The 20,810-nt window shown below is 73.2% G+C and carries 19 protein-coding genes; 9 read left to right on the top strand and 10 right to left on the bottom strand.

Features of this window, described 5'->3' with window-relative positions:
- Positions 1–31: 31 nt before the first annotated feature.
- The 3 genes from AB0B20_RS22170 to deoC are packed head-to-tail and all read right to left on the bottom strand — an operon-like array spanning position 32 to position 3,244.
- Positions 32–856 (bottom strand): aldehyde dehydrogenase family protein, encoded by an 825-nt coding sequence (locus AB0B20_RS22170; protein ID WP_357381500.1) that lies wholly within the window; start codon positions 854–856, stop codon positions 32–34.
- A complete protein-coding gene (locus AB0B20_RS22165; protein WP_357381502.1) occupies positions 849–2,279 on the bottom strand; it encodes an aldehyde dehydrogenase family protein in 1,431 nt (476 codons plus the stop codon). The genes AB0B20_RS22170 and AB0B20_RS22165 overlap by 8 nt, the downstream gene beginning before the upstream one ends.
- Before the next feature lie 5 nt (positions 2,280–2,284).
- Positions 2,285–3,244: a deoxyribose-phosphate aldolase gene (deoC, locus tag AB0B20_RS22160; RefSeq protein ID WP_357381505.1), complete on the bottom strand. Its 960-nt coding sequence runs from the start codon at positions 3,242–3,244 to the stop codon at positions 2,285–2,287.
- A 136-nt stretch (positions 3,245–3,380) separates the two neighbouring features.
- On the opposite strand from deoC, the gene upp reads away from it, so the two are divergent.
- The gene (upp, locus tag AB0B20_RS22155; protein ID WP_013284009.1) at positions 3,381–4,013 is read left to right on the top strand and encodes a uracil phosphoribosyltransferase; all 633 of its coding nucleotides are present in this window, start codon (positions 3,381–3,383) and stop codon (positions 4,011–4,013) included.
- A 98-nt stretch (positions 4,014–4,111) separates the two neighbouring features.
- On the top strand, positions 4,112–4,786 hold the full coding sequence (locus AB0B20_RS22150) for a GPP34 family phosphoprotein (RefSeq protein ID WP_357381507.1): 675 nt from the start codon (positions 4,112–4,114) through the stop codon (positions 4,784–4,786).
- Between the two features lie 87 nt (positions 4,787–4,873).
- Here the strand turns inward: AB0B20_RS22150 and AB0B20_RS22145 are convergent, their stop codons facing one another.
- Positions 4,874–6,538, bottom strand: a complete 1,665-nt coding sequence (locus AB0B20_RS22145) for a phospho-sugar mutase (RefSeq protein WP_357381509.1) — start codon at positions 6,536–6,538, stop codon at positions 4,874–4,876.
- 49 nt (positions 6,539–6,587) lie between these two features.
- Complete coding sequence (locus AB0B20_RS22140) at positions 6,588–8,600, bottom strand: protein kinase (RefSeq protein ID WP_357381511.1); 2,013 nt, start codon at positions 8,598–8,600, stop codon at positions 6,588–6,590.
- 203 nt (positions 8,601–8,803) lie between these two features.
- Here AB0B20_RS22140 and AB0B20_RS22135 point away from each other — a divergent pair, with 203 nt between their 5' ends.
- Complete coding sequence (locus AB0B20_RS22135) at positions 8,804–10,387, top strand: methylmalonyl-CoA mutase family protein (RefSeq protein ID WP_357381513.1); 1,584 nt, start codon at positions 8,804–8,806, stop codon at positions 10,385–10,387.
- A 474-nt stretch (positions 10,388–10,861) separates the two neighbouring features.
- Positions 10,862–12,121: an amidohydrolase gene (locus tag AB0B20_RS22130; protein ID WP_357381516.1), complete on the top strand. Its 1,260-nt coding sequence runs from the start codon at positions 10,862–10,864 to the stop codon at positions 12,119–12,121.
- Here the strand turns inward: AB0B20_RS22130 and AB0B20_RS22125 are convergent.
- Complete coding sequence (locus tag AB0B20_RS22125; protein WP_357381518.1) at positions 12,078–13,082, bottom strand: DUF4349 domain-containing protein; 1,005 nt, start codon at positions 13,080–13,082, stop codon at positions 12,078–12,080. The two genes, AB0B20_RS22130 and AB0B20_RS22125, sit on opposite strands and share 44 nt — an antisense overlap.
- A gap of 124 nt (positions 13,083–13,206) precedes the next feature.
- Here AB0B20_RS22125 and AB0B20_RS22120 point away from each other — a divergent pair, with 124 nt between their 5' ends.
- From AB0B20_RS22120 to AB0B20_RS22105, 4 genes are read left to right on the top strand one after another with little or no spacing between them, the layout of a single operon-like run.
- The gene (locus AB0B20_RS22120) at positions 13,207–13,836 is read left to right on the top strand and encodes an MBL fold metallo-hydrolase (protein WP_357381520.1); all 630 of its coding nucleotides are present in this window, start codon (positions 13,207–13,209) and stop codon (positions 13,834–13,836) included.
- A gap of 2 nt (positions 13,837–13,838) precedes the next feature.
- A complete protein-coding gene (locus AB0B20_RS22115; protein WP_357473030.1) occupies positions 13,839–14,765 on the top strand; it encodes a hypothetical protein in 927 nt (308 codons plus the stop codon).
- Positions 14,766–14,808: 43 nt separating this feature from the next.
- Positions 14,809–15,549: a hypothetical protein gene (locus AB0B20_RS22110; protein WP_357381524.1), complete on the top strand. Its 741-nt coding sequence runs from the start codon at positions 14,809–14,811 to the stop codon at positions 15,547–15,549.
- Between the two features lie 42 nt (positions 15,550–15,591).
- Positions 15,592–16,554, top strand: coding sequence for a GNAT family N-acetyltransferase (locus tag AB0B20_RS22105; RefSeq protein WP_357473027.1), 963 nt, complete (start codon positions 15,592–15,594; stop codon positions 16,552–16,554).
- Between the two features lie 74 nt (positions 16,555–16,628).
- Here the strand turns inward: AB0B20_RS22105 and AB0B20_RS22100 are convergent, their stop codons facing one another.
- Positions 16,629–17,084 carry a gamma-glutamylcyclotransferase gene (locus tag AB0B20_RS22100; RefSeq protein WP_354864796.1) on the bottom strand — a complete coding sequence of 152 codons (456 nt, stop codon included), beginning with the start codon at positions 17,082–17,084 and terminating at the stop codon, positions 16,629–16,631.
- Positions 17,085–17,190: 106 nt separating this feature from the next.
- Between AB0B20_RS22100 and AB0B20_RS22095 the strand changes: the two genes are divergently transcribed.
- Positions 17,191–18,594 (top strand): NAD(P)H-quinone dehydrogenase, encoded by a 1,404-nt coding sequence (locus AB0B20_RS22095; RefSeq protein WP_357381530.1) that lies wholly within the window; start codon positions 17,191–17,193, stop codon positions 18,592–18,594.
- Here AB0B20_RS22095 and AB0B20_RS22090 read toward each other — a convergent pair.
- The 3 genes from AB0B20_RS22090 to AB0B20_RS22080 all read right to left on the bottom strand — a co-directional run bounded on the left by AB0B20_RS22090 (position 18,572) and on the right by AB0B20_RS22080 (position 20,429).
- Entirely contained in the window at positions 18,572–19,273 is a 702-nt protein-coding gene (locus tag AB0B20_RS22090; RefSeq protein WP_357473022.1) for a DUF998 domain-containing protein, read from the bottom strand. The two genes, AB0B20_RS22095 and AB0B20_RS22090, sit on opposite strands and share 23 nt — an antisense overlap.
- 96 nt (positions 19,274–19,369) lie before the next feature.
- Complete coding sequence (locus AB0B20_RS22085; protein WP_260037602.1) at positions 19,370–19,702, bottom strand: helix-turn-helix transcriptional regulator; 333 nt, start codon at positions 19,700–19,702, stop codon at positions 19,370–19,372.
- A 103-nt stretch (positions 19,703–19,805) separates the two neighbouring features.
- The gene (locus AB0B20_RS22080) at positions 19,806–20,429 is read right to left on the bottom strand and encodes a DedA family protein (protein ID WP_357473019.1); all 624 of its coding nucleotides are present in this window, start codon (positions 20,427–20,429) and stop codon (positions 19,806–19,808) included.
- Between the last annotated feature and the right edge of the window lie 381 nt (positions 20,430–20,810).

Raw genomic sequence — 20,810 nt, 5'->3', positions numbered from 1 at the left:
TAGTAGATCCCTTCCGACCCCCGGCGTGCGGTCAGACGCCCTTCGGGTGCCAGACCGTCTTGGTCTCCAGCAGCGTGGTCATCCGGGTGACGCCGGGGTCGGCGTACCAGTCGTGGCCGGCCGGCGCCGGCCGCAGCACCCGCTTCAGGTTCTCCGCCGCCCTGACCTCCAGGTCGGCCGCCAGCTCGGCGTCGGCGACGCCGGTCAGGTCGATCGCGTTCACGTCCATGTGCGCGGCGAGCGTCGGCACGGTCTCGGTCAGCCGGCCGGTGAGGATGTTCACCACCCCGCCGGGCAGGTCGGAGGTGGCGAGCACCTCGGCCAGCGTCACCGCCGCCAGCGGCGCCGCCGGGGAGGCGGCCACCACCACCGTGTTGCCGGTGACGATCGCCGGGGCGATCACGCTCACCAGGCCGAGCAGCGCGGGCTCCTCGGGGGCCACCACCGCGACCACGCCCGTCGGCTCCGGCGCGGACAGGTTGAAGTACGGCCCGGCCACCGGGTTCGCGCCGCCGTACACCTGGGGCAGCTTGTCGGACCACCCGGCGTACCAGACCCAGCGGTCGATCGCCGCGTCCACCTCGTCGGCCGGGACGCCCAGGGCGACGAACTGCTCGCGCCGGCCCTCAAGCATCTCGGCGACCCGGTAGAGGATCTGACCCCTGTTGTACGCGGTCGCCCCGGCCCAGCCCTTCACCGCGGCGCGGGCGGCCACAACCGCGTCCCGCGCGTCCTTCCGGGAGGCAAGAGACACGTTCGCGGATTGCACGAGATACGACCGTCCCGACTCGCTGCGCGGGAACTTCCCGCCGATGAAGAGCTTGTACGTCTTGCGTACCGCGACCCGCTCAGACACTGAGGTACCCCTCCAGCCCGTGCCGGCCGCCCTCGCGACCGTAGCCCGACTCCTTGTAGCCGCCGAACGGCGACGTCGGGTCGAACTTGTTGAACGTGTTGGCCCACACCACGCCCGCGCGCAGCCGGTCGGCCACCCACAGGATCCGGGAACCCTTGTCGGTCCAGATCCCGGCCGACAGCCCGTACGGCGTGTTGTTCGCCTTCTCGACGGCCTCCGCCGGGGTGCGGAAGGTGAGCACGGACAGCACCGGGCCGAAGATCTCCTCGCGGGCGATCCGGTGCGCCTGGGTGACTCCCGTGAAGATGGTCGGCGCGAACCAGAAGCCGCGCTCGGGCAGCTCGCACGGCGGCGACCAGCGCTCCGCGCCCTCGGCGGACCCGGCGTCGGACAGCTCCCGGATGCGGGCGAGCTGCGCGGCCGAGTTGATCGCGCCCACGTCGGTGTTCTTGTCCAGCGGGTCGCCGACCCGCAGCTGGGCCATCCGGCGCTTGAGCGACTCCAGCACCCGGTCGGCCACCGACTCCTGGACCAGCAGCCGGGAACCGGCGCAGCAGACGTGCCCCTGGTTGAAGAAGATGCCGTTGACGATGCCCTCGACGGCCTGGTCGATCGGGGCGTCGTCGAAGACGATGTTGGCGGCCTTGCCGCCCAGCTCCAGCGTGAGCTTCTTGCGGGTGCCGGCCACCGCGCGGGCGATGGCGCGGCCGACCTCGGTGGAGCCGGTGAACGCCACCTTGTCCACGCCCTGGTGCTCGACCAGCGCCCGGCCGGTGTCACCGGCGCCGGTGACGATGTTCACGACGCCGGCGGGCAGGTCGGCCTGCTGGCAGATCTCGGCGAACAGCAGCGCGGTCAGCGGGGTGGTCTCGGCCGGCTTGAGTACCACGGTGTTGCCGGCGGCGAGCGCCGGGGCGATCTTCCACGCCAGCATGAGCAGCGGGAAGTTCCACGGGATGACCTGCGCGGCCACGCCGAGCGGCTTCGGTTCCGGCCCGAAGCCCGCGTGGGGGAGCTTGTCCGCCCAGCCCGCGTAGTAGAAGAAGTGCGCGGCGACAAGCGGCAGGTCGACGTCGCGGGACTCCTTGATCGGCTTGCCGTTGTCCAGCGACTCCAGCACGGCCAGCTCGCGCGAGCGCTCCTGGATGATCCGGGCGATCCGGAACAGGTACTTGGCCCGGTCCCGGCCCGGCATCGGACCCCAGACCTTCTCGTACGCGCTGCGCGCGGCGCGGACCGCGCGGTCCACGTCCTCGGCGCCGGCCTCGGCGATCTCGGCCAGCACCTCCTCGGAGGCCGGGTTCACCGACTTGAAACTGCCGCCGGAGGCCGGGTCGACGAACGCGCCGTCGACGAAGAGCCCGTACGAGGGCTTGATGTCCACCACCGAGCGGGACTCGGGGGCGGGTGCGTATTCGAACATCGCGTTCAGTCCAGGGTGAAGTAGTCGGGGCCGGCGTAGACGCCGGTCGTCAGCTTGGTGCGCTGCATGAGCAGGTCGTTGAGCAGGCTGGACGCGCCGAACCGGAACCAGTCCGGGCTCAGCCAGTCGGCGCCGGCCGTCTCGTTGACCATGACCAGGTACTTGATCGCGTCCTTGGTGGTCTTGATGCCACCGGCCGGCTTCACGCCGACCTGACGCCCGGTGGCGGCGCGGAAGTCGCGTACCGCCTCCAGCATCACCAGCGTCACCGGCGGCGTGGCGGCGACCGGCACCTTGCCGGTGGAGGTCTTGATGAAGTCTCCGCCCGCGAGCATGGCGAGCCAGGACGCGCGCCGCACGTTGTCGTACGTGGCCAGCTCACCGGTCTCCAGGATGACCTTGAGGTGGGCTGCCCCGCAGGCATCCTTGGTGGCCACGATCTCGTCGTAGACCTCCTGGTAGCGCCCGGCGAGGAACGCGCCCCGGTTGATCACCATGTCGATCTCGTCCGCGCCCGCCTCGACCGCCGCCCGCACGTCGGCGAGCTTGATCTCCAGCGGGGCCTGGCCGGACGGGAACGCGGTCGCCACGCTGGCCAGGTGCACGCCGCTGCCGCGCAGCACCTCGGCCACGTACGGGACCATCGACGGGTAGACGCAGACGGCGCCGACGTGCGGGCAGCTCGGGTCGGCCGGGTCGGGGCGCAGCGCCTTGGCGGCCAGCGCCCGCACCTTGCCCGGGGTGTCCGCCCCCTCCAGGGTGGTCAGGTCGACCATCCGGATCGCCAGGTCGATCGCCTCGGCCTTGGCGGTGGTCTTGATGGAGCGGGTGCCGAGTGCTGCCGCCCGCTGCTCCGCGCCGACCTGGTCCACGCCGGGCAGGCCGTGCAGGAAGGTCCGCAGAGCGGTCTCGGATCGTCCCAGCTCGGTGAGGTCCGACCGGGCCGACGTCGTTGTCGCCGTCATGCCCCGAATAGTACGCACCAGCGAGTCGGGTGATCTTGCTCACGATCCACGGGTCGTGAGCGTCATACGTGAGCGGTGTCGCTGGTCGTACCGCACCCGCCCTGCGCCGCGCCGCCAAACGGTAGGTTGAGCGATCGTGGACGTACACGTCATTGACCATCCGCTCGCCCAGACGCGGCTGACCGCCATGCGGGACGCCCGGACCGACTCGTCGTCGTTCCGGGCCGCGCTGCGCGAACTCACCACCATGCTGGTGTACGAGGCCGCGCGCTCCTTCCCGGTCGAGAAGTACTCGATCCAGACCCCGGTCACCGCCACCGAGGGCAGCCGGCTGGCGAACCCGCCGCTGCTGGTGCCCGTGCTGCGGGCCGGTCTCGGCATGGCCGACGCCGCGCTCGGCCTGCTGCCCGAGTCGTCGATGGGCTTCGTCGGCCTGGCCCGCGACGAGGAGACGTACGAGCCCCGCGCGTACATGGAGTCGCTGCCGCGCGACCTCAGCGGACTGCCGGTGCTGGTGCTCGACCCGATGCTCGCCACCGGCGGCTCGCTGGAGCACTGCTGCCGGCTGCTCGCCGACCGGGGCTGCACCGACATCACAGTGCTCTGCGTGCTGGCCGCGCCGGTCGGCATCGAGCGGCTGGAGCGCTCCGGCCTGCCGCTGCGCCTGGTCACCGCCTCCATCGACGAGGGTCTGAACGACTCGAAGTTCATCGTCCCCGGCCTCGGTGACGCCGGTGACCGCCAGTTCGGCGGCATGCCCCGCTTCTGAGACCGGTCCGGTGCGGGGGACGGCCCTCCGCACCGGGCGCCGGACCCACCCGGCGAGTCGATGCGCGGGGGTGCGGGGAGGCGCTAGCGTTCCGGGCCATGACTGGTGTTGCGCTCGCCGAGGAGTTGCTGCTCCTCGCGTATGACGACGAAACCGGCAAGGCCACCATGCCGCGGATCAGCCTGGACCTGGGCATGGCCGCCGCGGTGCTGGTCGAGCTGGCCCTGGCCGGACGGGTCGCGTACGCGGACGGGAACCTGGCGGTGGTCGACCCCGCGCCGACCGGCGAGCCGATCGCGGACGCCGTACTCGCCAAGATCGCCGCCGACACCCCGCACACGCCGTCGTCGTGGGTGCAGCGACTGCGGCACGGGCTGCGCGACCGGATCCTCTCCGACCTCTGCGAGCGGGGCGTGGTGCGGGACGTCGACGAGACCGAGCTGGGCTTCATCCACGTGCACCGCTACCCGGTGGCCGACGCCTCGGTCGAGGCGGACATCCGGGGGCGGCTCGCCGACGCGCTGACCAGCGGGCAGCTCCCGGACGAGCGGACCGCCGCGCTCGCCACGCTCGTCGCGGTGCTGCGGATGGAACCGGCGCTGGGGCTGACCGGCCCGGCCGCCGAGGACGCCGGCCGGCGGCTGGAGGAGATCGCCGCCGGGGCCGGGTTCTCCGGCACGGTGAGCCTTGACGACAGCGTGGTACGCCCGTCGATCAGCCTGGTCATCGCCGCGCTGGGCCAGGCCGTCGACGCCGCCCTCGGCAAGCGGTAAGGAAGGGCCCCCTCTTAACGCCTCCGGTAGAGGAAGGGCCCCTTGTTAACGCCAGGCGTTAACAAGGGGCCCTTCCTTACACCGGGGTCAGAGGCCTAGGGCGGCGGCGATCTCGTTGCGCAGCTCCGTGACCGCGGCACGCGCTCGCTGCCGGGCCGCCGGCACGTCGCCGCCGCTCACCGGCTCCACCACCTCCAGGTACGCCTTGAGCTTCGGCTCGGTGCCCGAGGGCCGGATCACCACCCGGGCCGCGCCGGTACGCAGGATCACCACGTCCGCGTCGGGGAGCAGGTCGGACGCCTCGGTCACCGGCTGCCCGAGCAGCGCGGTCGGGGTGGCCGCCCGGATCCGCGCCATCGAGTCCGCGATCACCCGCAGGTCCTCCACCCGCACCGAGAGCTGCTCGGTGTGGTGCACGCCGAACTCGGCTGCGAGCTCGTCCAGCCGGTCGAGCAGCGTACGGCCCTCGGCCTTGAGACCGGCGGCCAGCTCGGCGACAGTCAGCGCGGCGGTGATGCCGTCCTTGTCCCGCACGTGCTCGGGGGCGACGCAGTAGCCCAGCGCCTCCTCGTAGCCGTACACCAGCGGCTCCCGGCCGCCACCGGCCCGCACGATCCACTTGAACCCGGTGAGCGTCTCGTCGTAGGGCAGGCCCCGGGCCGCCGCCATGGCCCGGAGCAGCGCCGACGACACGATCGTGGTGGCGTACAGGCCGGTCACGCCGCGCCGCATCAGGTGGTCGGCGAGCAGCGCGCCCACCTCGTCGCCGCGCAGCATCCGCCAGGACCCGGCGTCGCGTACGGCCACCGCGCAGCGGTCCGCGTCCGGGTCGTTGGCGATGGCGAGGTCCGCGCCGGTGCGGTCGGCGAGCGCGACGAGCAGGTCCACCGCGCCCGGCTCCTCCGGGTTCGGGAAGCTCACGGTCGGGAACGCCGGGTCCGGCTCGGCCTGCTCGGGCACCACCCCGGGCACGCCGAACCCGGCGCGCGCGAACGCGGCGGTCAGCACCGCGGCGCCCACCCCGTGCAGCGGCGTGTACGCCACCCTCAGGTCGCGCGGTCCGGTCGGATCCACCACGGCGGCGGCCCGCTCGACGTACGCGGCCACGAGGTCGTCGCCGAGCACCTGACCGGCCGGGCCGAGCGGCACCGCCGCGAGCGGGCCGACGGACCGGATGGCCGCCTCGATCCCGGCGTCGGCGGGCGGCACGATCTGCGCGCCCGCGCCCAGCTCACCGCCGAGCCGTGCGCCCAGGTAGACCTTGTAGCCGTTGTCCTGCGGCGGGTTGTGGCTGGCCGTCACCATCACTCCGGCGACCGCGCCGAGCTGCCGGACCGCGAACGCCAGCACGGGCGTGGGCAGCGGCCGGGGCAGCAGCAGCGCCGGACGGCCCGCACCTGTGGCCACCTGCGCGGTGCGCTCGGCGAAGGCACGCGAGCCGCGCCGGGCGTCGTACCCGATCACCAGCGGGCCCTCGCCGCCCTGGGCGGCGAGCCAGCCGACGAGCCCGGCGGCGGCCTGGGTGACCACGGCGAGGTTCATGCCGTTCGGCCCGGCGCGCAGCGGGCCGCGCAGCCCGGCGGTGCCGAAGGTCAGCGGACCGGCGAACCGGTCGGCCAGGTCGGCCGCCGTGCCGGGCAGCCCGTCGAGGACCGCGCGCAGCTCGTCGCGGTCGGCCGGGTCCGGGTCGTCGGCGAGCCAGCGCTCGGCCCGTACGCGAAGGTCGTCAAGGTCAGTGGTTTCCGCCGCCATTGCCTCATGAAAGCACGGCGGCGGATCACCACTGGCCGTCGGCCTCGACTCAGTTGGCCGCCGTGAGCTGGAACGAGCCGGCCATCGCGTCGAAGATCGGCTTGCTCTCGGCGAACCGCGCGTCGGTCGAGGAGAGGTAGAACGAGTAGACCTTGCCGTCCTTGACCAGGCCCCGCCAGATGCCGTGGCGCATGGACTCACCCTCGCCGCAGGTGTATTCGAGCTGGCCGCCGGTCTGCCCGGCCAGCGGCTGCTCCGAGACCGACACCTCGGTGTAGGGGGCGGGGCAGTTCTTGCTCTTGGCGCTGTTCTTCTTCAGGTTCCGCGACGCGAACTCGGCCCAGCTGATCGAGGTGCCGCCCCACGGCTCGGCGATGACCCGCACCTTGCGGCCCTCGTCCTCCGGGTCGACGTAGTCGACGTAGAGGCCGCCGGTCTGCCGCTGCCAGCCCTTCGGCACCTGGATGGTCACGCCCTTGACGGTCTGCTCCTGCATCTCCACCGGGGAGGCGGCGGCCGAGTTCGACGGCAGCGTGCCCACGATCGGCGGGGGCGCGTCGTCGCCGCCGCTGGTCAGCGCGATCACGCCCAGCAGCAGCACCACGGCGAGGCCACCGGCGGCGGCGAGCTGGACCTTGCGCGGCCACGCCTTCACCCGGCCGAGCAGCCCCTTCGCGCCGCCGCCACCGGCGGTGTCCGGGGCGGTGGACGGGGTGGTCCACGGCTGGCCGGTGCCGGGCACCGACCACTGGTTGCCGCCGTACACCGGCTGGGTGGCGTCGACGGTGCGGCCGTACGTGGCCGGCACGGCGGTGGGCACCGCCTGGGTCGCGTCCGCGGCGCCCTGGCCGAGCCGGACCGTGGCGTCCGGCGAGATGCGCTGGGCGGCCTCCGGCGTGCCCGGCCCGGACATCGCGCCGGTCGGCGTGTGCAGCGGACCGGCCAGCGCGTCGGCGCTCGTCTCGTCCAGCGCGGCCGTCGTCGCCGGCTTCTCGGCCGTGGGCCGCTCACCGCGGCGCAGCGCGGCGAGCCGGTCGGTGAGCGACTCTTCCGGGCCGATCATCGCCCGGCCGCCGATCTGCCCGCTCGGCTTCGGCTCCGCCGCGATCGCCGGCGGCGTGGTCGGGCGCGGCACCGGCACCACCGCGTACGGGTCGGTGACCGAGTTGACGGCGGTGGCGGTGCTGGTCAGCGGCCCGGCGAGCAGTTCGCGCAGGTTGGCGCGGGCCCGGTGCACGTCCATCCGGCGGGCCGGGTCCTTCTCCAGCAGCCCCATCAGCACGCCGGTGAGCGGGCCGCTGCGCTGCGGCGTGGCGGGCGGGTCCTCGACCACCGCGTGCATGGTCTCGATCGGGTCGCCCTTGTCGAACGGTGGCCGGCCCTCGACCGCCGTGTAGAGCGTCACGCCGAGCGAGAACAGGTCGCTGGGCGGCCCGAACTCCTGGCCCATGGCCCGCTCGGGGGAGATGAAGTGCGGCGAGCCGAGCACCATGCCGGGCGTGGTGAGCTGCACGTCGGTGGGCATCCGGGCGACGCCGAAGTCGGTGAGGACGCAGCGGCCGTCGGTGCAGATCAGCACGTTCGCCGGCTTGACGTCGCGGTGCAGCACGCCGATCGCGTGTGCCACCTCCAGGGCGCCGAGCAGCGCGATCCCGATCTTGGCGACGGCGCGCGGCGCGACCGGCCCGTCCTCGATCACCATGTCGGCCAGGCTGCGGGCGTCCAGCAGCTCCATCACGATCCAGGGGCGGCCACCCTCGGTGACCACGTCGTAGACCTGCACCACTGCCGGGTGCTGGATCGCGGCGGCGGCGCGGGCCTCCCGCAGTGTCCGTTCGTAGAGCGCGTCGCGGTCGCTCGGGGCGAGCCCCGGCGGGAGGACGACCTCCTTGACCGCCACATCACGGCGCAGCAACGTGTCTGTGGCCCGCCAGACCGTGCCCATGCCTCCGTTGCCCACCGGGGAGCGCAGCGAGTAGCGACCACCGATGGTGGTGCCGGGCGCCGCGCGTCCAGTGGGAGGACTGGCCGGTCCGCCGCTCCACGTCGGAATCTGAGTCACAGAAAAGCCACCGGGGGATATCGAGGGGGCTGGGACACAACCCCTCTATCTTGCTGGTTCCGACGCCCGATGCGAAACCCGACGCGGCGGGCGTTTACCTACTCGACGGTATGTGGTCGCTCGCTCACCTCCGGTGGGACGCCGCCGTGAGGTGTGCGGTATCCCTCACCCACCTGGCGGTCTGCTCGTCTTACCATCCGGTAATGAGCGATGCGCGGTCAAGCGAGTCGGGTTTCCCGATCCAGGGCGTCTACACGGCGGCAGACCTTCCGGCGGACCTGGACGCCCGGCTGGGTGAGCCGGGCGAGTTCCCGTACACCCGCGGGGTCTACCCGACGATGTACACGTCCCGGCCCTGGACGATGCGACAGTACGCCGGGTTCGGCACCGCGACCGAGAGCAACGCGCGCTACCACCAGTTGCTGCGCGCCGGGACCATGGGCCTGTCCGTCGCGTTCGACCTGCCCACCCAGATGGGGTACGACTCGGACGACCCGATCGCGCACGGCGAGGTGGGCAAGGTCGGCGTCGCCATCGACTCCATCGAGGACATGCGCACGCTGTTCGGCGGCATCCCGCTGGACAAGGTCTCCACCTCGATGACCATCAACGCGCCCGGCTCGGTGCTGCTGCTGCTCTACCAGCTCGTGGCCGAGGAGAACGGCGTGCCGGGGGCGGCGCTCAACGGCACGATCCAGAACGACATCCTCAAGGAGTACATCGCCCGGGGGACGTACATCTTCCCGCCGAAGCCCTCGCTGCGGCTGGTCGCCGACACCTTCGCGTACTGCCGCGCCGAGGTGCCGAAGTGGAACACCATCTCCATCTCCGGCTACCACATGGCCGAGGCCGGCGCCACGCCCGCGCAGGAGGTCGCGTTCACCCTCGCCAACGGCGTGGAGTACGTCCGCGCGGCGCTCGCCGCCGGGCTGGCCGTGGACGACTTCGCGCCCCGCCTGTCGTTCTTCTTCGTGGCCCGCACCACGCTGCTGGAAGAGGTCGCCAAGTTCCGCGCGGCCCGGCGCATCTGGGCCCGGCTGATGCGCGACGAGTTCGGCGCGAAGAACCCGAAGTCGATGATGCTGCGGTTCCACACCCAGACCGCCGGTGTGCAGCTCACCGCCCAGCAGCCGGAGGTGAACCTGGTCCGGGTGGCGGTGCAGGGTCTCGGCGCGGTGCTCGGCGGCACCCAGTCGCTGCACACGAACAGCTTCGACGAGGCCATCGCGCTGCCCACCGAGAAGGCGGCCCGGCTGGCGCTGCGCACGCAGCAGGTGCTGGCGTACGAGACGGACCTGACCGCCACCGTCGACCCGTTCGCCGGGTCGTACGTGGTGGAGGCGATGACCGCCGAGGTGGAGGCGGCGGCCACCGAGTTGATGGACCGGGTCTTCGACCACGGTTCGGCGGTGGACGCGATCGAGGCCGGGTTCCAGAAGCGGGAGATCGAGCAGTCCGCGTACCGGATCGCCCAGGAGATCGATTCGGGCGAGCGTGTGGTGGTCGGCCTCAACCGGTTCCAGATCGACGAGGAGGAGCCGTACGAGCCGCTGCGGGTGGACCCGGCGATCGAGGCGGCGCAGGGGGAGCGGCTGGCCCGGCTGCGCGCCGAGCGGGACTCGGGCGCGGTGAAGCGGGCCCTGGCCGAGCTGCGTGCCGCCGCCGAGGGGGACGCCAACGTGCTCTACCCGATGAAGGAGGCGCTGCGGGCCCGCGCCACCGTCGGCGAGGTCTGCGGCACGCTGCGCGAGGTGTGGGGGATCTACCGGCCCAGCGACCGCTTCTGAACCGTCCGGCGGCGGCCCCGCCGCGCACTGCGGTGCGTGGCGTGGGCCGCCGTCGCGCGTGTGCGATCCGGCGATCCGGGTAACCCGATCGGGTGAACGGGGACGGACAGCGTGTGCGGGCGGCTGTCGGGCGGTCGTGTCACCGTCGGGAGTCCTCCGGCAGCCGACAGTTGTCGGGCAATTGTCGGAGCGGCAGTTAATTGCCACGACTAATGCGACAATTCGGAACGGCTGACGGGTATTTGGGGGCCGCTGAAACGGTTACGCGTTGTAGGAGGTGGGGGGCGGATGACGGCGTTTGACCGCGATCTACCTGCTGTCCCGCAGATATTCAAGCCCTCCCACCAGGGCATTCGTGACGCTGCGCGGTCCGACCGCTACACGAAAGATGTTGCGCAGCGTCACCGTCGGAGGTCTAGGCTGTCTGCTGTCCGACCCGAAGATCCATCCACTTCTAGTGATCGAGAATTCGACGTGACGAGTGCGTTGACGCTGCCTTCCGGCGGCCCGCTGGCGTCGTCCCGGCCCGAGGCGCCGACCGGTTACCAGCCCCTGCCCTTCGAGCTCGACCATCTGCTCGCGCTGCGCGTACCCGGCCTCATCGAAACGCGCCGTCACCTCCACTCCCACCCGGAACTGTCCGGCGAGGAGTTCGAGACGGCCGCGCTGGTGCACCGTGAGCTGTCCCTCGCCGGTCTCAAGCCGCGCCTGCTGCCGAAGGGCAACGGCGTCATCTGCGACATCGACGGGCGCCCGGACGGGCCGGTGATCGCGCTCCGCGCCGACATCGACGCGCTGCCGCTGAGCGACCCGAAGGACGTGCCGTACCGGTCGACCGTGGAGGGCGTCTGCCACGCCTGCGGCCACGACGTGCACACGTCGGTGATGCTCGGCGTCGGCATGCTGCTGGCCCAGCTCGCCGACACCGGCCGGCTCGACGGCCGGGTCCGGCTGATCTTCCAGCCCGCCGAGGAGATCCTGCCCTGCGGCTCGCTGGAGGTCATCGAGGCCGGCGGCCTGGAGGACGTGGTGCAGATCTTCGCGCTGCACTGCGACCCGAACCTGCCGGTGGGCAAGGTCGGCCTGCGGGTCGGCCCGATCACCGCCGCCGCCGACAACGTCACTGTCAGGCTCACCGGGCCCGGCGGGCACACCGCCCGCCCGCACCTGACCGTCGACCTGGTGGACGCGCTCGGCCGGCTGGTGACCGAGGTGCCGACGCTGATCAGCCGCCGGGTGCCGGCCAACAGCGGGCTGCTGCTGGTGTTCGGCCACGCCTCGGCCGGCACCCGCTACAACGTCATCCCGTCCGAGGCGTGCGCGGCCGGCACCCTGCGGGTGATGGACCGCGACACCTGGGACCGGGCGCCCGAGATCGTCGCTCAGGTGGTGCGAGACGTGCTCGCGCCCACCGGCGCCACAGTCGACCTGGAATACCTGCGCGGCCGGCCCCCGGTGACGAACGACGCCGGCGCCATCGGCGTGCTCACCGCCGCCACCGCCGCGGCGCTCGGCCCCGACGGCATCGCCGAGACGCCGCAGAGCATGGGCGGCGAGGACTTCTCCTGGTACCTGGAGCACGTGCCGGGCGCGCTCGCCCGCCTCGGCGTCGGCCGGAGCGGGCCCAACGTGGACCTGCACCGGGCCTCGTTCGACGTGGACGAGCGCGCGATCGAAGCCGGCGTACGCCTCATGGTCCAGACCGCGCTGCGGGCACTGGCGGCGGCGCGCTGACCGGACCGTCGGCCGGCCCGGCCGGGCCCGGCGGCATCGGGCCCAGGCCGGGCGGCGGCATCGCGCCCGGGCCGGGCGGCGGCGTCCTCCGGGCCCGCACCCGGCGCCGCCACAGCAGCAGCAACCACAGCGGTACGCCGATCACCACCGCGAAGGGCAGCACCGCGCCGAGCACTGTGAGCAGGACCCGGGCCGAGGCCAGGAACGCCGACCAGCCGCCGCCCAGCCCGGCCAGGAAGCCCAGGTCGGCCTCCTCGTCGGCGGTGCTGGCGTCCTGACCGAGGAACGTCACGGTGATGGTGGACAGCGCGGTCAGGTCCGCCAGCCGGCGCTTGCGGGCCTCCAGCGACGCCAGGTCCGCCTGCCGGGTGCCCACCTCGTTCTCCAGCCGGACCAGCTCGTCGACCGACGTGGCGCGGGCGAGCAGCTTGCGGGCGCTCTCCACCCGCGCCCGCTGGGTGGCGATCCGGGCGTCCAGGTCGACCACCTGCTCGGTGACGTCCTCGGTGCGGATCTCCCGGCGCTCCTGCCGGCCGAGACCGGCGAGCCGGTCGATCACCGCGGTGAACCGGTCCGCCGGCACCCGCAGCGTCAGCGCGGCCCGCGCCTCGGCGGCCCGGCTCGACCGCCGGTCGGCGCCGACGAACCCGCCGGCCGCCGTCACCGCGGTGGTCGCCTCCCGCGCGGCGGCCTCCACATCGTCCACCCGCACCTGCATGGTCCCGGTGTAGATGATGGACCGCTGGTCGACCCGCAGGTCCGCGCCGCCGGTGCCGCCGGGAGCGGCCTGGTCGCTGTCCGCGCCGCCCTCGGCGAGTTGCTCGCTCCCCGCGCCTCTGTCGGCGGCTGGCGCGGCCGAGTCGCTGCCACCGTCTCCGCCCGCGCTGCACGCGCCCACGCCCAGCGCCGCTATCAGCCCCACCGCCACCAGGGCCACGCCCCGGAGTCGCCGTCCACCCATGCCCCGTACTCCGATCCTCGACGGCCCCGCCCGCCGGGACCGATACCTCGGACGTGACGCGTGGTCGCGCCGGTTCCGGCAGACTGCGCTGAGGACATCACGATTCGATAAGCGAGGGATCACGATGCAGGTGACCAAGTACGCCCACTCCTGCCTCCGGCTGGAGCACGACGGTGCGGTGCTTGTCGTCGACCCGGGTGTCTTCAGCGATCCGGCGGCGCTGGACGGTGCGGACGCGGTGCTGATCACCCACGAACACCCGGACCATGTGGACGTCGGCGCGCTGACCCGGGCGCTGGAGCGGCGGCCGGTGCCGGTGCACGGCCCGGCCTCGCTCGCCGGGGTGCTCGGCGACGCGGCCGAGGCGCTCGTCACGGTCGAGCCGGGACAGTCGTTCACCGTCGCCGGGGTGCCGGTGCGGGCGTACGGCGGGCAGCACGCGGTCATCCACCCGGACATCCCGGTGATCCAGAACCTCGGCTACCTTTTCGCCGACGTGGTGTACCACCCGGGCGACGCGTTGTTCGTCCCCGACGACGTGCGGGTGGACACGCTTTTCGCCCCGATCCACGCGCCCTGGTCGAAGTTCTCCGAGGTGGTCGACTTCATCCGCGCGGTCGCGCCGCGCCGGGCGTACGCGCTGCACGACGGGCTACTGAACGACAACGGCCTCGGCGTGCTGGACCGGCAGTACACGGCGCTGTCCAAGACCGACTACCGCCGTCTGGAGCCGGGCACCCGGATCGACGCCTGACCATGGCCGAGGTGCCCGCGGAGGTGATCCGGCGGCTCTACGCCACCCCGCCGGACCGGTTCGTCGCGGCCCGGGACGCCGCCGTCGCGCAGGCGCGGCAGTCCGGCGACCCGCGTACCGCCCGGGAGATCGGCAGACTGCGCCGGCCGACGGTGGCGGCCTGGCTGGTCAACCTGCTGGCCATCCGCCGTCCCGAGCTGGTCGCCGACCTCACCCAGCTGGCCGGGGCGCTGCGCGCCGCGCAACGCGACCTGCGCGGCGGCAAACTGCGGGAACTGTCCGCGCAGCGCCGCGCCGTCGTGGGCGCGCTGGTGGCCGAGGTACGCCGGCTCGCCGCCGCCGAACCCGCCGCGCCACCGGCCGGGAAACTGCCGTTGGGCGAGGTGGAGGCGACACTCAACGCCGCGCTGTCGGACACCGAGGTGGCCGAGCAGGTACGCGCCGGACGCCTGCTGCGGGCCAGCCACTACGCCGGGTTCGGCGAGGTGCCCCGCCCCCAGCTGCGGCTCGTGACCGAGGGCGGGGAGACGCCTGTCGTACCGGATCGGGCGGCCGAGCGGGCCGACGCGCGCCGGGCCCGCGACGAGCGGGCGGCGCGGGCCGAACGGGCCGGGCGACGGCGGACCGCGACCCGGGAGCTGACCCGGGCCCGCGCGGACCTGGACCGGGCCGAGAAGGAGCTGGGAACCGCCGAGGCGGCCGAGCGGGACGGCGCCGCGGCGCTGGACCGGATCGAGACGGAACTGGCCGAGCTGGAGCGTCGCCGGGCCGTGGCCGAGCAGGAGCTGAGCCGGGCCCGGCTGGCCCGCCGTGGCGCGGAACGGGCGGTCACCGCGGCTCGGCGCCGGGCCGGCGAGGTGGAGGCCGTGTTGGAGGCGCTCGACGCCGAAGAGGGGGATGCCGACACCGGTGAGCACCCGGCAGACTGAGCGTGATGAATGGCTACGGTGGAGTGACGGTGGCGGGCCGCCGATGACTCCGGAACAGCTCGCCGCCGCCTGCAAGCCGCTCGTGCTGGAACTCGGAGAGGCGTTCGCCCGCTGCCCGTCCACGCTGCGCCGGGCGCGGCTGCTCGGCATCTCCGGGTGGGCCTTCTACATCACCGGGCGGGCCGGAGCCCTCGGTGACGTCCGCGCCGAGACGGTGGCCGCGGCCCTCGGTTTCATCGCGCCCGAGGCGGTCACCGACGGCTGGGACGCCGCCGCGCGGACCGTCCCGCCGATCGAGGTGGCCGCCGCCAACCTGGCCGAGTGCTGCCGGTGGGGCACCGCCCGGCTCGGTGACGGCGCCGAGTCGGCGCGGCTCGCCGCGCTGCTGGGCCGGGCGGTCGACGCGGCGGACGCCAGCGGCATGCCGCTGTTCGCCGCCTGGCGGGCCATGCCGGTGCCCGAACCGTCACCCGGCGCGCGGGCGGCGGTCGGCATGCTGCTGCTGCGCGAGCACTTCGCCGGGGCGTACCTCCTGGCGGTGCGCGCGGCCGGACTGACGCCGCTGGAGGCGGTGCTGGCCGGGCCGGAGGGCGAGGCGGGCGCGGCCGCGTGCGGCTGGGCGCCCCCGTACCCGCCGGTCGGGCCGCTGGTACGGCGCCGACTGTGGGCCGAGGCGGTGACCGACCGGCTGGCCTCGGCGGCGTTCCGCGCGTTGAGCACCGCCGAGGGCGCCGAGCTGCTGGGTCTGCTCGGTGCCGCGCGGCAGCGCGCCCGCGGCGGATAAATGGGAGGCGATGCGCCCGGTCCGGCTGCCAGGATCTGGCCCGTGACGCTTCCCGCCGGCTGGTCGGCCCGCCGCCCGACCCTCGACGACGTGCCCGCGATCCTGGCGGTGGTGCACGCCGCCGACACGTTCGCCGTCGGCCACCCCGACTTCGACGACGAGGACGTGCGGTCCGCGCTGACCGCGCCGTTCGTCGACCCGGCCCGCGACTCCTGGCTGGTCACCGACCCGGACGGTACGGCGGTGGCCTGGTCGATCCTGGCCAACCCGAGCGGCGTGGGCCGGGAGTGGGTGGACGTGCTCGTCGACCCCGACCGCGGCGCCGACCTGCGTGCCCCGCTGCTGGCCCGGCTGCTGGAACGGGTCGCCGAGCGGGCCGCCGAGCGCGGCCTGCCCGCGCTGACCGCCCGCGCCGGGGTGTACGCGCCGGAGACCCGCTGGGCGGGCGAGCTGACCGAGGCCGGGTTCACCCGGCTCAAGCGCTACATCCGGATGACCCGGTCGCTGGCCGGTCTGCCCGCCGAACCGGCGCCCCCGCCCGGGGTGACCGTCCGGCCGCTGCGCGCCGGCGACGAGAGCGACCTGCGGCTGTTCCACCGCATCTATGACACCGCGTTCCGGGACACCCCGGACCACGACCCGCTCGACTTCGAGCAGTGGCGGGATCTGCTGCCGTCGTACGGCAAGGTCTGGGACGAGTGGTTCCTGGCCGAGGTCGACGGCGAGCCGGCCGGCGCGCTCCAGTCCTCCGACCAGGCGCTCGACCAGGACCGGGGGTGGGTGCGGACGCTGTCGGTGCTGCCCGCGTACCGGCGCCGGGGGGTGGGCGCGGCGCTGCTGCGCCGGGCCTTCGCGGTCTACGCGGCGAAGGGCCGCGCCGGGGCGGGGCTCGGCGTCGACCTGGCCAACCCGACCGCGCCGGTCACGCTCTACCGCTCCGTCGGGCTGGTGGAGGAACGCTGGGTCGACATGTACGAGCGGAGTGTGCCCGCCTCGCGGGTGTGACCCGGCACCCCCGTACCGGGGCCGCCGAGCGCGGCTGCGGCCGCGCGGCGCACACTGTCGGTGTGGGAGACGCGCTACGCCGACGCGGTGCCGGTGGGGCGGGACCGCAGCTCGGTGACGTAGTCGTCCGGCGCGCCCGCCTTCTCCGCGGCGTTCGCCAGCTCCGACAGGTACCACGCGGTGGGCAGTCCGCCCTCGTACCCGTCGAACACGTAGACCCACGCTGTCACGTCTCCGTCCAGCGTCGAGACGCGGACCGTCAGCTTGCGGTACGTCTCGGCGGTCACGCCCTCGATCTCGTCGAGCTGCGCGGCGTCGTACGGGTGGATGTCGTAGAGCGCCACGAACACCCGGTCACCCGGGGACTCGACCACGGTGCTGACCGAGCCCTCCCAGCCGATGACGTCCTCGCCGGCGAAGGTGAGCCGCCACCCCTCCAGCCAGCCGGTGCCCACCATCGGCGAGTGCGGGCAGTAGGCGCGCATGCGGGCGGGATCCAGGTTCGAGCCGTAAGCAGCGTAGAGACCCACGGCGACGACCATAGCCCGGCCGACGGGTGGGGGAGAATACGACAGTGCGTGTCGAACCCGGCGGGGAGAAGAAAGTCACTGTGAGTTTCGACGAAGGGACGGCTCTGTGAGCCAGATCGTGATCATCGGCGGCGGGCCGGCCGGGTACGAGGCGGCTCTGGTCGCCGCGCAGCTGGACGCCGATGTCACAGTGGTCGAGGCGGAAGGCGCCGGCGGCGCCTGTGTGCTGTCCGACTGCGTGCCCTCCAAGACGTTCATCGCCAGCTCCGAGGTGGTCACCGGCTACCGGGACACCGAGGAGTTCGGGGTGCACTCCGACGGCCTGGAGGCGGTCACCGTCGACGCCTCGGCGGTGCACGAGCGGGTCAAGCGGCTCGCCCTGGCCCAGTCCGCCGACATCCACACCAAGCTGGTGAAGGCCGGCGTCGAGTTCGTGGCCGGCACCGCGCGGCTGGGTGAGGACACGCTCGGTCACACCCACCGGGTGATCGTCACCCCGGCCGGCGGCGGTGCGGACTACTCGATCGCCGCGTCGACGGTGCTCGTCGCGACCGGCGCGACCCCCCGCCAGTTGCCCACCGCCGTACCGGACGGTGAGCGCATCCTGACCTGGCGCCAGGTGTACGACCTGCCCGAGCTGCCCGAGCACCTGATCGTGGTCGGCTCCGGCGTGACCGGCGCCGAGTTCGCCAGCGCGTACCTGGCCATGGGCGTCAAGGTCACACTCGTCTCCAGCCGGGACCGGGTGATGCCGCACGAGGACGCCGACGCCGCGATGGCGATCGAGCGGGTGTTCCGCGCCCGGGGCATGAGCATCCTGAACAACTCCCGCGCCGAGGCGGTCCGCCGGGCCGGCGACGGGGTGGAGGTGGTGCTCTCCGACGGCCGTCAGGTCACCGGTTCGCACGCGCTGATCGCTGTCGGCTCGATTCCGAACACCGCCGACCTGGGCCTGGCCGAGTACGGCGTGGAGCTGGCCCGGGGCGGTTACGTGACTGTGGACCGCGTCTCCCGTACCAATGTGCCGGGCATCTACGCGGCGGGTGACTGCACCGGGGTGCTGCCGCTCGCGAGCGTCGCTGCCATGCAGGGCCGGATCGCCATGTGGCACGCGCTGGGCGAGGCGGTCCGGCCGCTGCGGCTGCGTACCGTCGCCGCGAACGTCTTCACCGACCCGGAACTGGCCACCGTCGGCGTTTCGCAGGACGAGGTGGACGCCGGCAAGACCCCGGCCCGCCAGGTGATGCTGCCGCTGTCCGGCAACGCCCGGGCGAAGATGGACGACCTGGCCGACGGCTTCGTCAAGCTGTTCTGCCGGCCGGCGAGCGGTCAGGTGATCGGCGGCGTGGTGGTGGCGCCGAAGGCGAGCGAGCTGATCCTGCCGATCACGATGGCGGTGGAGAACAACCTCACCGTCAACGAGCTGGCCCACACCATCACCATCTACCCCAGCCTGTCCGGCTCCATCACCGAGGCCGCCCGTCAGCTCATGCTCCACGAGCTGGAGTAGCGGCCCTCGCTCGTCGATCATGCAGTTGTGGCCCCCGATCCAGCCGGTATGCCCGTTCTGTGCGGGCCGCAACTGCATGATCGCCGGTCTCGGCCGGGGTGCGGCGGGTGGCGTGCACCGCCAGGGTGGTTATGACGGCCGTCTCGGTGAGGATGAGCGCGCGCTCGATCAGGCCGAGCAGCGCGCGGTCGCCGGGATAGGCGGACCAGATCATCGCGCCGGCCAGGAGCAGGCTGGCTACGGTCAGGCCGCGCAGCCAGGCGGCGGCGTCGCTGACCGGGTGGCGGGCCAGCAGCCAGGCGGCCACCGGCAGGGCCAGGAACGACAGCACCGAGGCGTACCGGTGCACGTACGCGGCGGTGTCCATCTGCGTACCCGGCTCGTTCGTGGGCACCACGGCGGCGGCCAGCAGCCCGGCCGACCAGGCGGTCAGCAGGGCGAGCGGGGCCCGGCCCGCGCCGGAGCGGCGCAGCGCGGGCAGCAGCACGAGACTTGCCGCCGCAAGGACCGCCATCGCGGTGTCGATCACGCCGCCCCGGTCGGAGACGGCGAAGTCGCTGACGGTCAGCGACCAGGGATCCAGGTCGTCGCTCACCTCGAGGTGACCGTTCACCGCGAGTACCGCCGCCAGGACGATCCCGCCGAGGGCCAGCAGGCCGCTTCTCCGCGTTCCAGCCATACGGCCAGCCTGTCGCCGCAACCGCCCCAGACGGATCCGGGACCACCACCCACTTCGCTACCCGGGTCGTCCCCTACCGGACCCCCGAGAACCGCGTCAGGCTACGTCGAGGCGGATGTTCCCGATCCGGGCGACCACATCAAGGTGTCCGCCCAGTCCGGTCACATAGGCGCGAAGGATCTCCAGGTTGACGCTCTCGCCATTCTCGATCTGGCTGATCCGCGCCTGAGACAAGCCCGCCGCTTCCGCCAGTTGAGCCTGGGTCATACCCAGCTGCTTGCGGATCTCCGCCAGCTGCGCGCCGCTGACCGAAGCCAGCATCTTCTCTCGGAGCTGTCCCCGCCGGGCGACACGCTCGCTGTCGTCCCACGAGGGGTCGATACTTCGGGCCTTCGCCTTGACGTCGCGCCAGTTCGCCCCACCGCTCATGGCTGCTCTTCCTTCAAGTTGATCAGGTGCTCCTGGAACCGCTCGTCCGCCAACGGAAAAACCGGACTTATATGCGACGGGGGTCAACGCTCCGAACTGCGCGTCAGGTGCCGGTGGAGTCGGCGGTGGCCTCGGCGCGGGTCTGCCGGTTGTTGCTGATCCAGGTCATCGCCCACCCGGCCAGCGCGAATCCCGTCGCGGCCACCCCGCCGATCAGCAGCAGCCGCCACGCGGAGTGGGTCAGCGCCGTACCGCCCAGGTGACCGACGAGCGCGCCGTAACTGGACCAGGCGAGGGCCGCCGCCGCCTCGTACGGCAGGAACAGGCGGTACGGGTAGCGGCTGCGCCCGGCCGAGAAGCAGGCCGCCATCCGTCCGCCGGGCACGAAGCGGCAGAGCAGGATCACCAGTGGCCCCGGCTCGCGCAGCCCACGGGTGACCCGGGTGGCGGCCCGGCGTGCCCGCCCGGGTGTGGTGGCGCGTGCCGGGCGGCGGGTCGGCGTGCTGCGGCCGATCAGGTAGCAGGCCAGGTCCCCGATGAACACACCGGCCGCCCCGACCGCGATGGTCAGCGGCAGGCTGAGCCCGCCGTACACGGTCAGCGCCCCGCTGGTGATCATGACGAGCTGGGTCGGCACCACCGGGACGAAGGCGTCGACGATCAGCAGGATCAGCAGCAGCGCGTACGCCCACATGGGCGACGCGACATCAGAGATGAGTTCGGCCACGACCGCCACCTCGTCGGAGTTCTCCGTTCGACCGGACCGAGCCTGACGCCGTGTCCGGCGTCACCACCACCGGCCCTGCCGTGCGGTGACAGCCGACACCGGCGGGGCGTAGGTGTGGAACGAGGCAGCCCGCCGAGAGGTGACGGGTCACCGGCGCGTCTGGCTCGGGGCGGGGCGGCACATCATCGATACCCGGAGTACCGTTGGTGGGACGCGGCGCCGGAGTCGTCGGGTCCCCCGTTCTCGATGCCCGGGCCGCCGCGGGTCGCCGGCAGGTCCCGTGCCGGCGACGGGAGGGCGTGATCCTGCGCCGGCTGGATCAGCTCGCGCCGATGTGACCGTACGAGCGCTCTGGGTAGTTTTGCGGTTGCTCGTCCCGAT

The organism is Micromonospora sp. NPDC049151 (assembly GCF_040648395.1).
Lineage (GTDB): Bacteria > Actinomycetota > Actinomycetes > Mycobacteriales > Micromonosporaceae > Micromonospora.
Note: the sequence above shows the minus strand (reverse complement) of the source record. Positions and strands in the feature narration are given on the sequence as shown.

Excerpts from the sequence above, each read along its gene's own strand:
- AB0B20_RS22165 (WP_357381502.1), bottom strand. The coding sequence starts at position 2,279 with ATGTTCGAATACGCACCCGCCCCCGAGTCCCGCTCGGTGGTGGACATC.
- deoC (WP_357381505.1), bottom strand. The coding sequence starts at position 3,244 with ATGACGGCGACAACGACGTCGGCCCGGTCGGACCTCACCGAGCTGGGA.
- AB0B20_RS22150 (WP_357381507.1), top strand. The coding sequence starts at position 4,112 with ATGACTGGTGTTGCGCTCGCCGAGGAGTTGCTGCTCCTCGCGTATGAC.
- AB0B20_RS22145 (WP_357381509.1), bottom strand. The coding sequence starts at position 6,538 with ATGGCGGCGGAAACCACTGACCTTGACGACCTTCGCGTACGGGCCGAG.
- AB0B20_RS22135 (WP_357381513.1), top strand. The coding sequence starts at position 8,804 with ATGAGCGATGCGCGGTCAAGCGAGTCGGGTTTCCCGATCCAGGGCGTC.
- AB0B20_RS22125 (WP_357381518.1), bottom strand. The coding sequence starts at position 13,082 with ATGGGTGGACGGCGACTCCGGGGCGTGGCCCTGGTGGCGGTGGGGCTG.
- AB0B20_RS22120 (WP_357381520.1), top strand. The coding sequence starts at position 13,207 with ATGCAGGTGACCAAGTACGCCCACTCCTGCCTCCGGCTGGAGCACGAC.
- AB0B20_RS22115 (WP_357473030.1), top strand. The coding sequence starts at position 13,839 with ATGGCCGAGGTGCCCGCGGAGGTGATCCGGCGGCTCTACGCCACCCCG.
- AB0B20_RS22110 (WP_357381524.1), top strand. The coding sequence starts at position 14,809 with ATGACTCCGGAACAGCTCGCCGCCGCCTGCAAGCCGCTCGTGCTGGAA.
- AB0B20_RS22090 (WP_357473022.1), bottom strand. The coding sequence starts at position 19,273 with ATGGCTGGAACGCGGAGAAGCGGCCTGCTGGCCCTCGGCGGGATCGTC.
- AB0B20_RS22085 (WP_260037602.1), bottom strand. The coding sequence starts at position 19,702 with ATGAGCGGTGGGGCGAACTGGCGCGACGTCAAGGCGAAGGCCCGAAGT.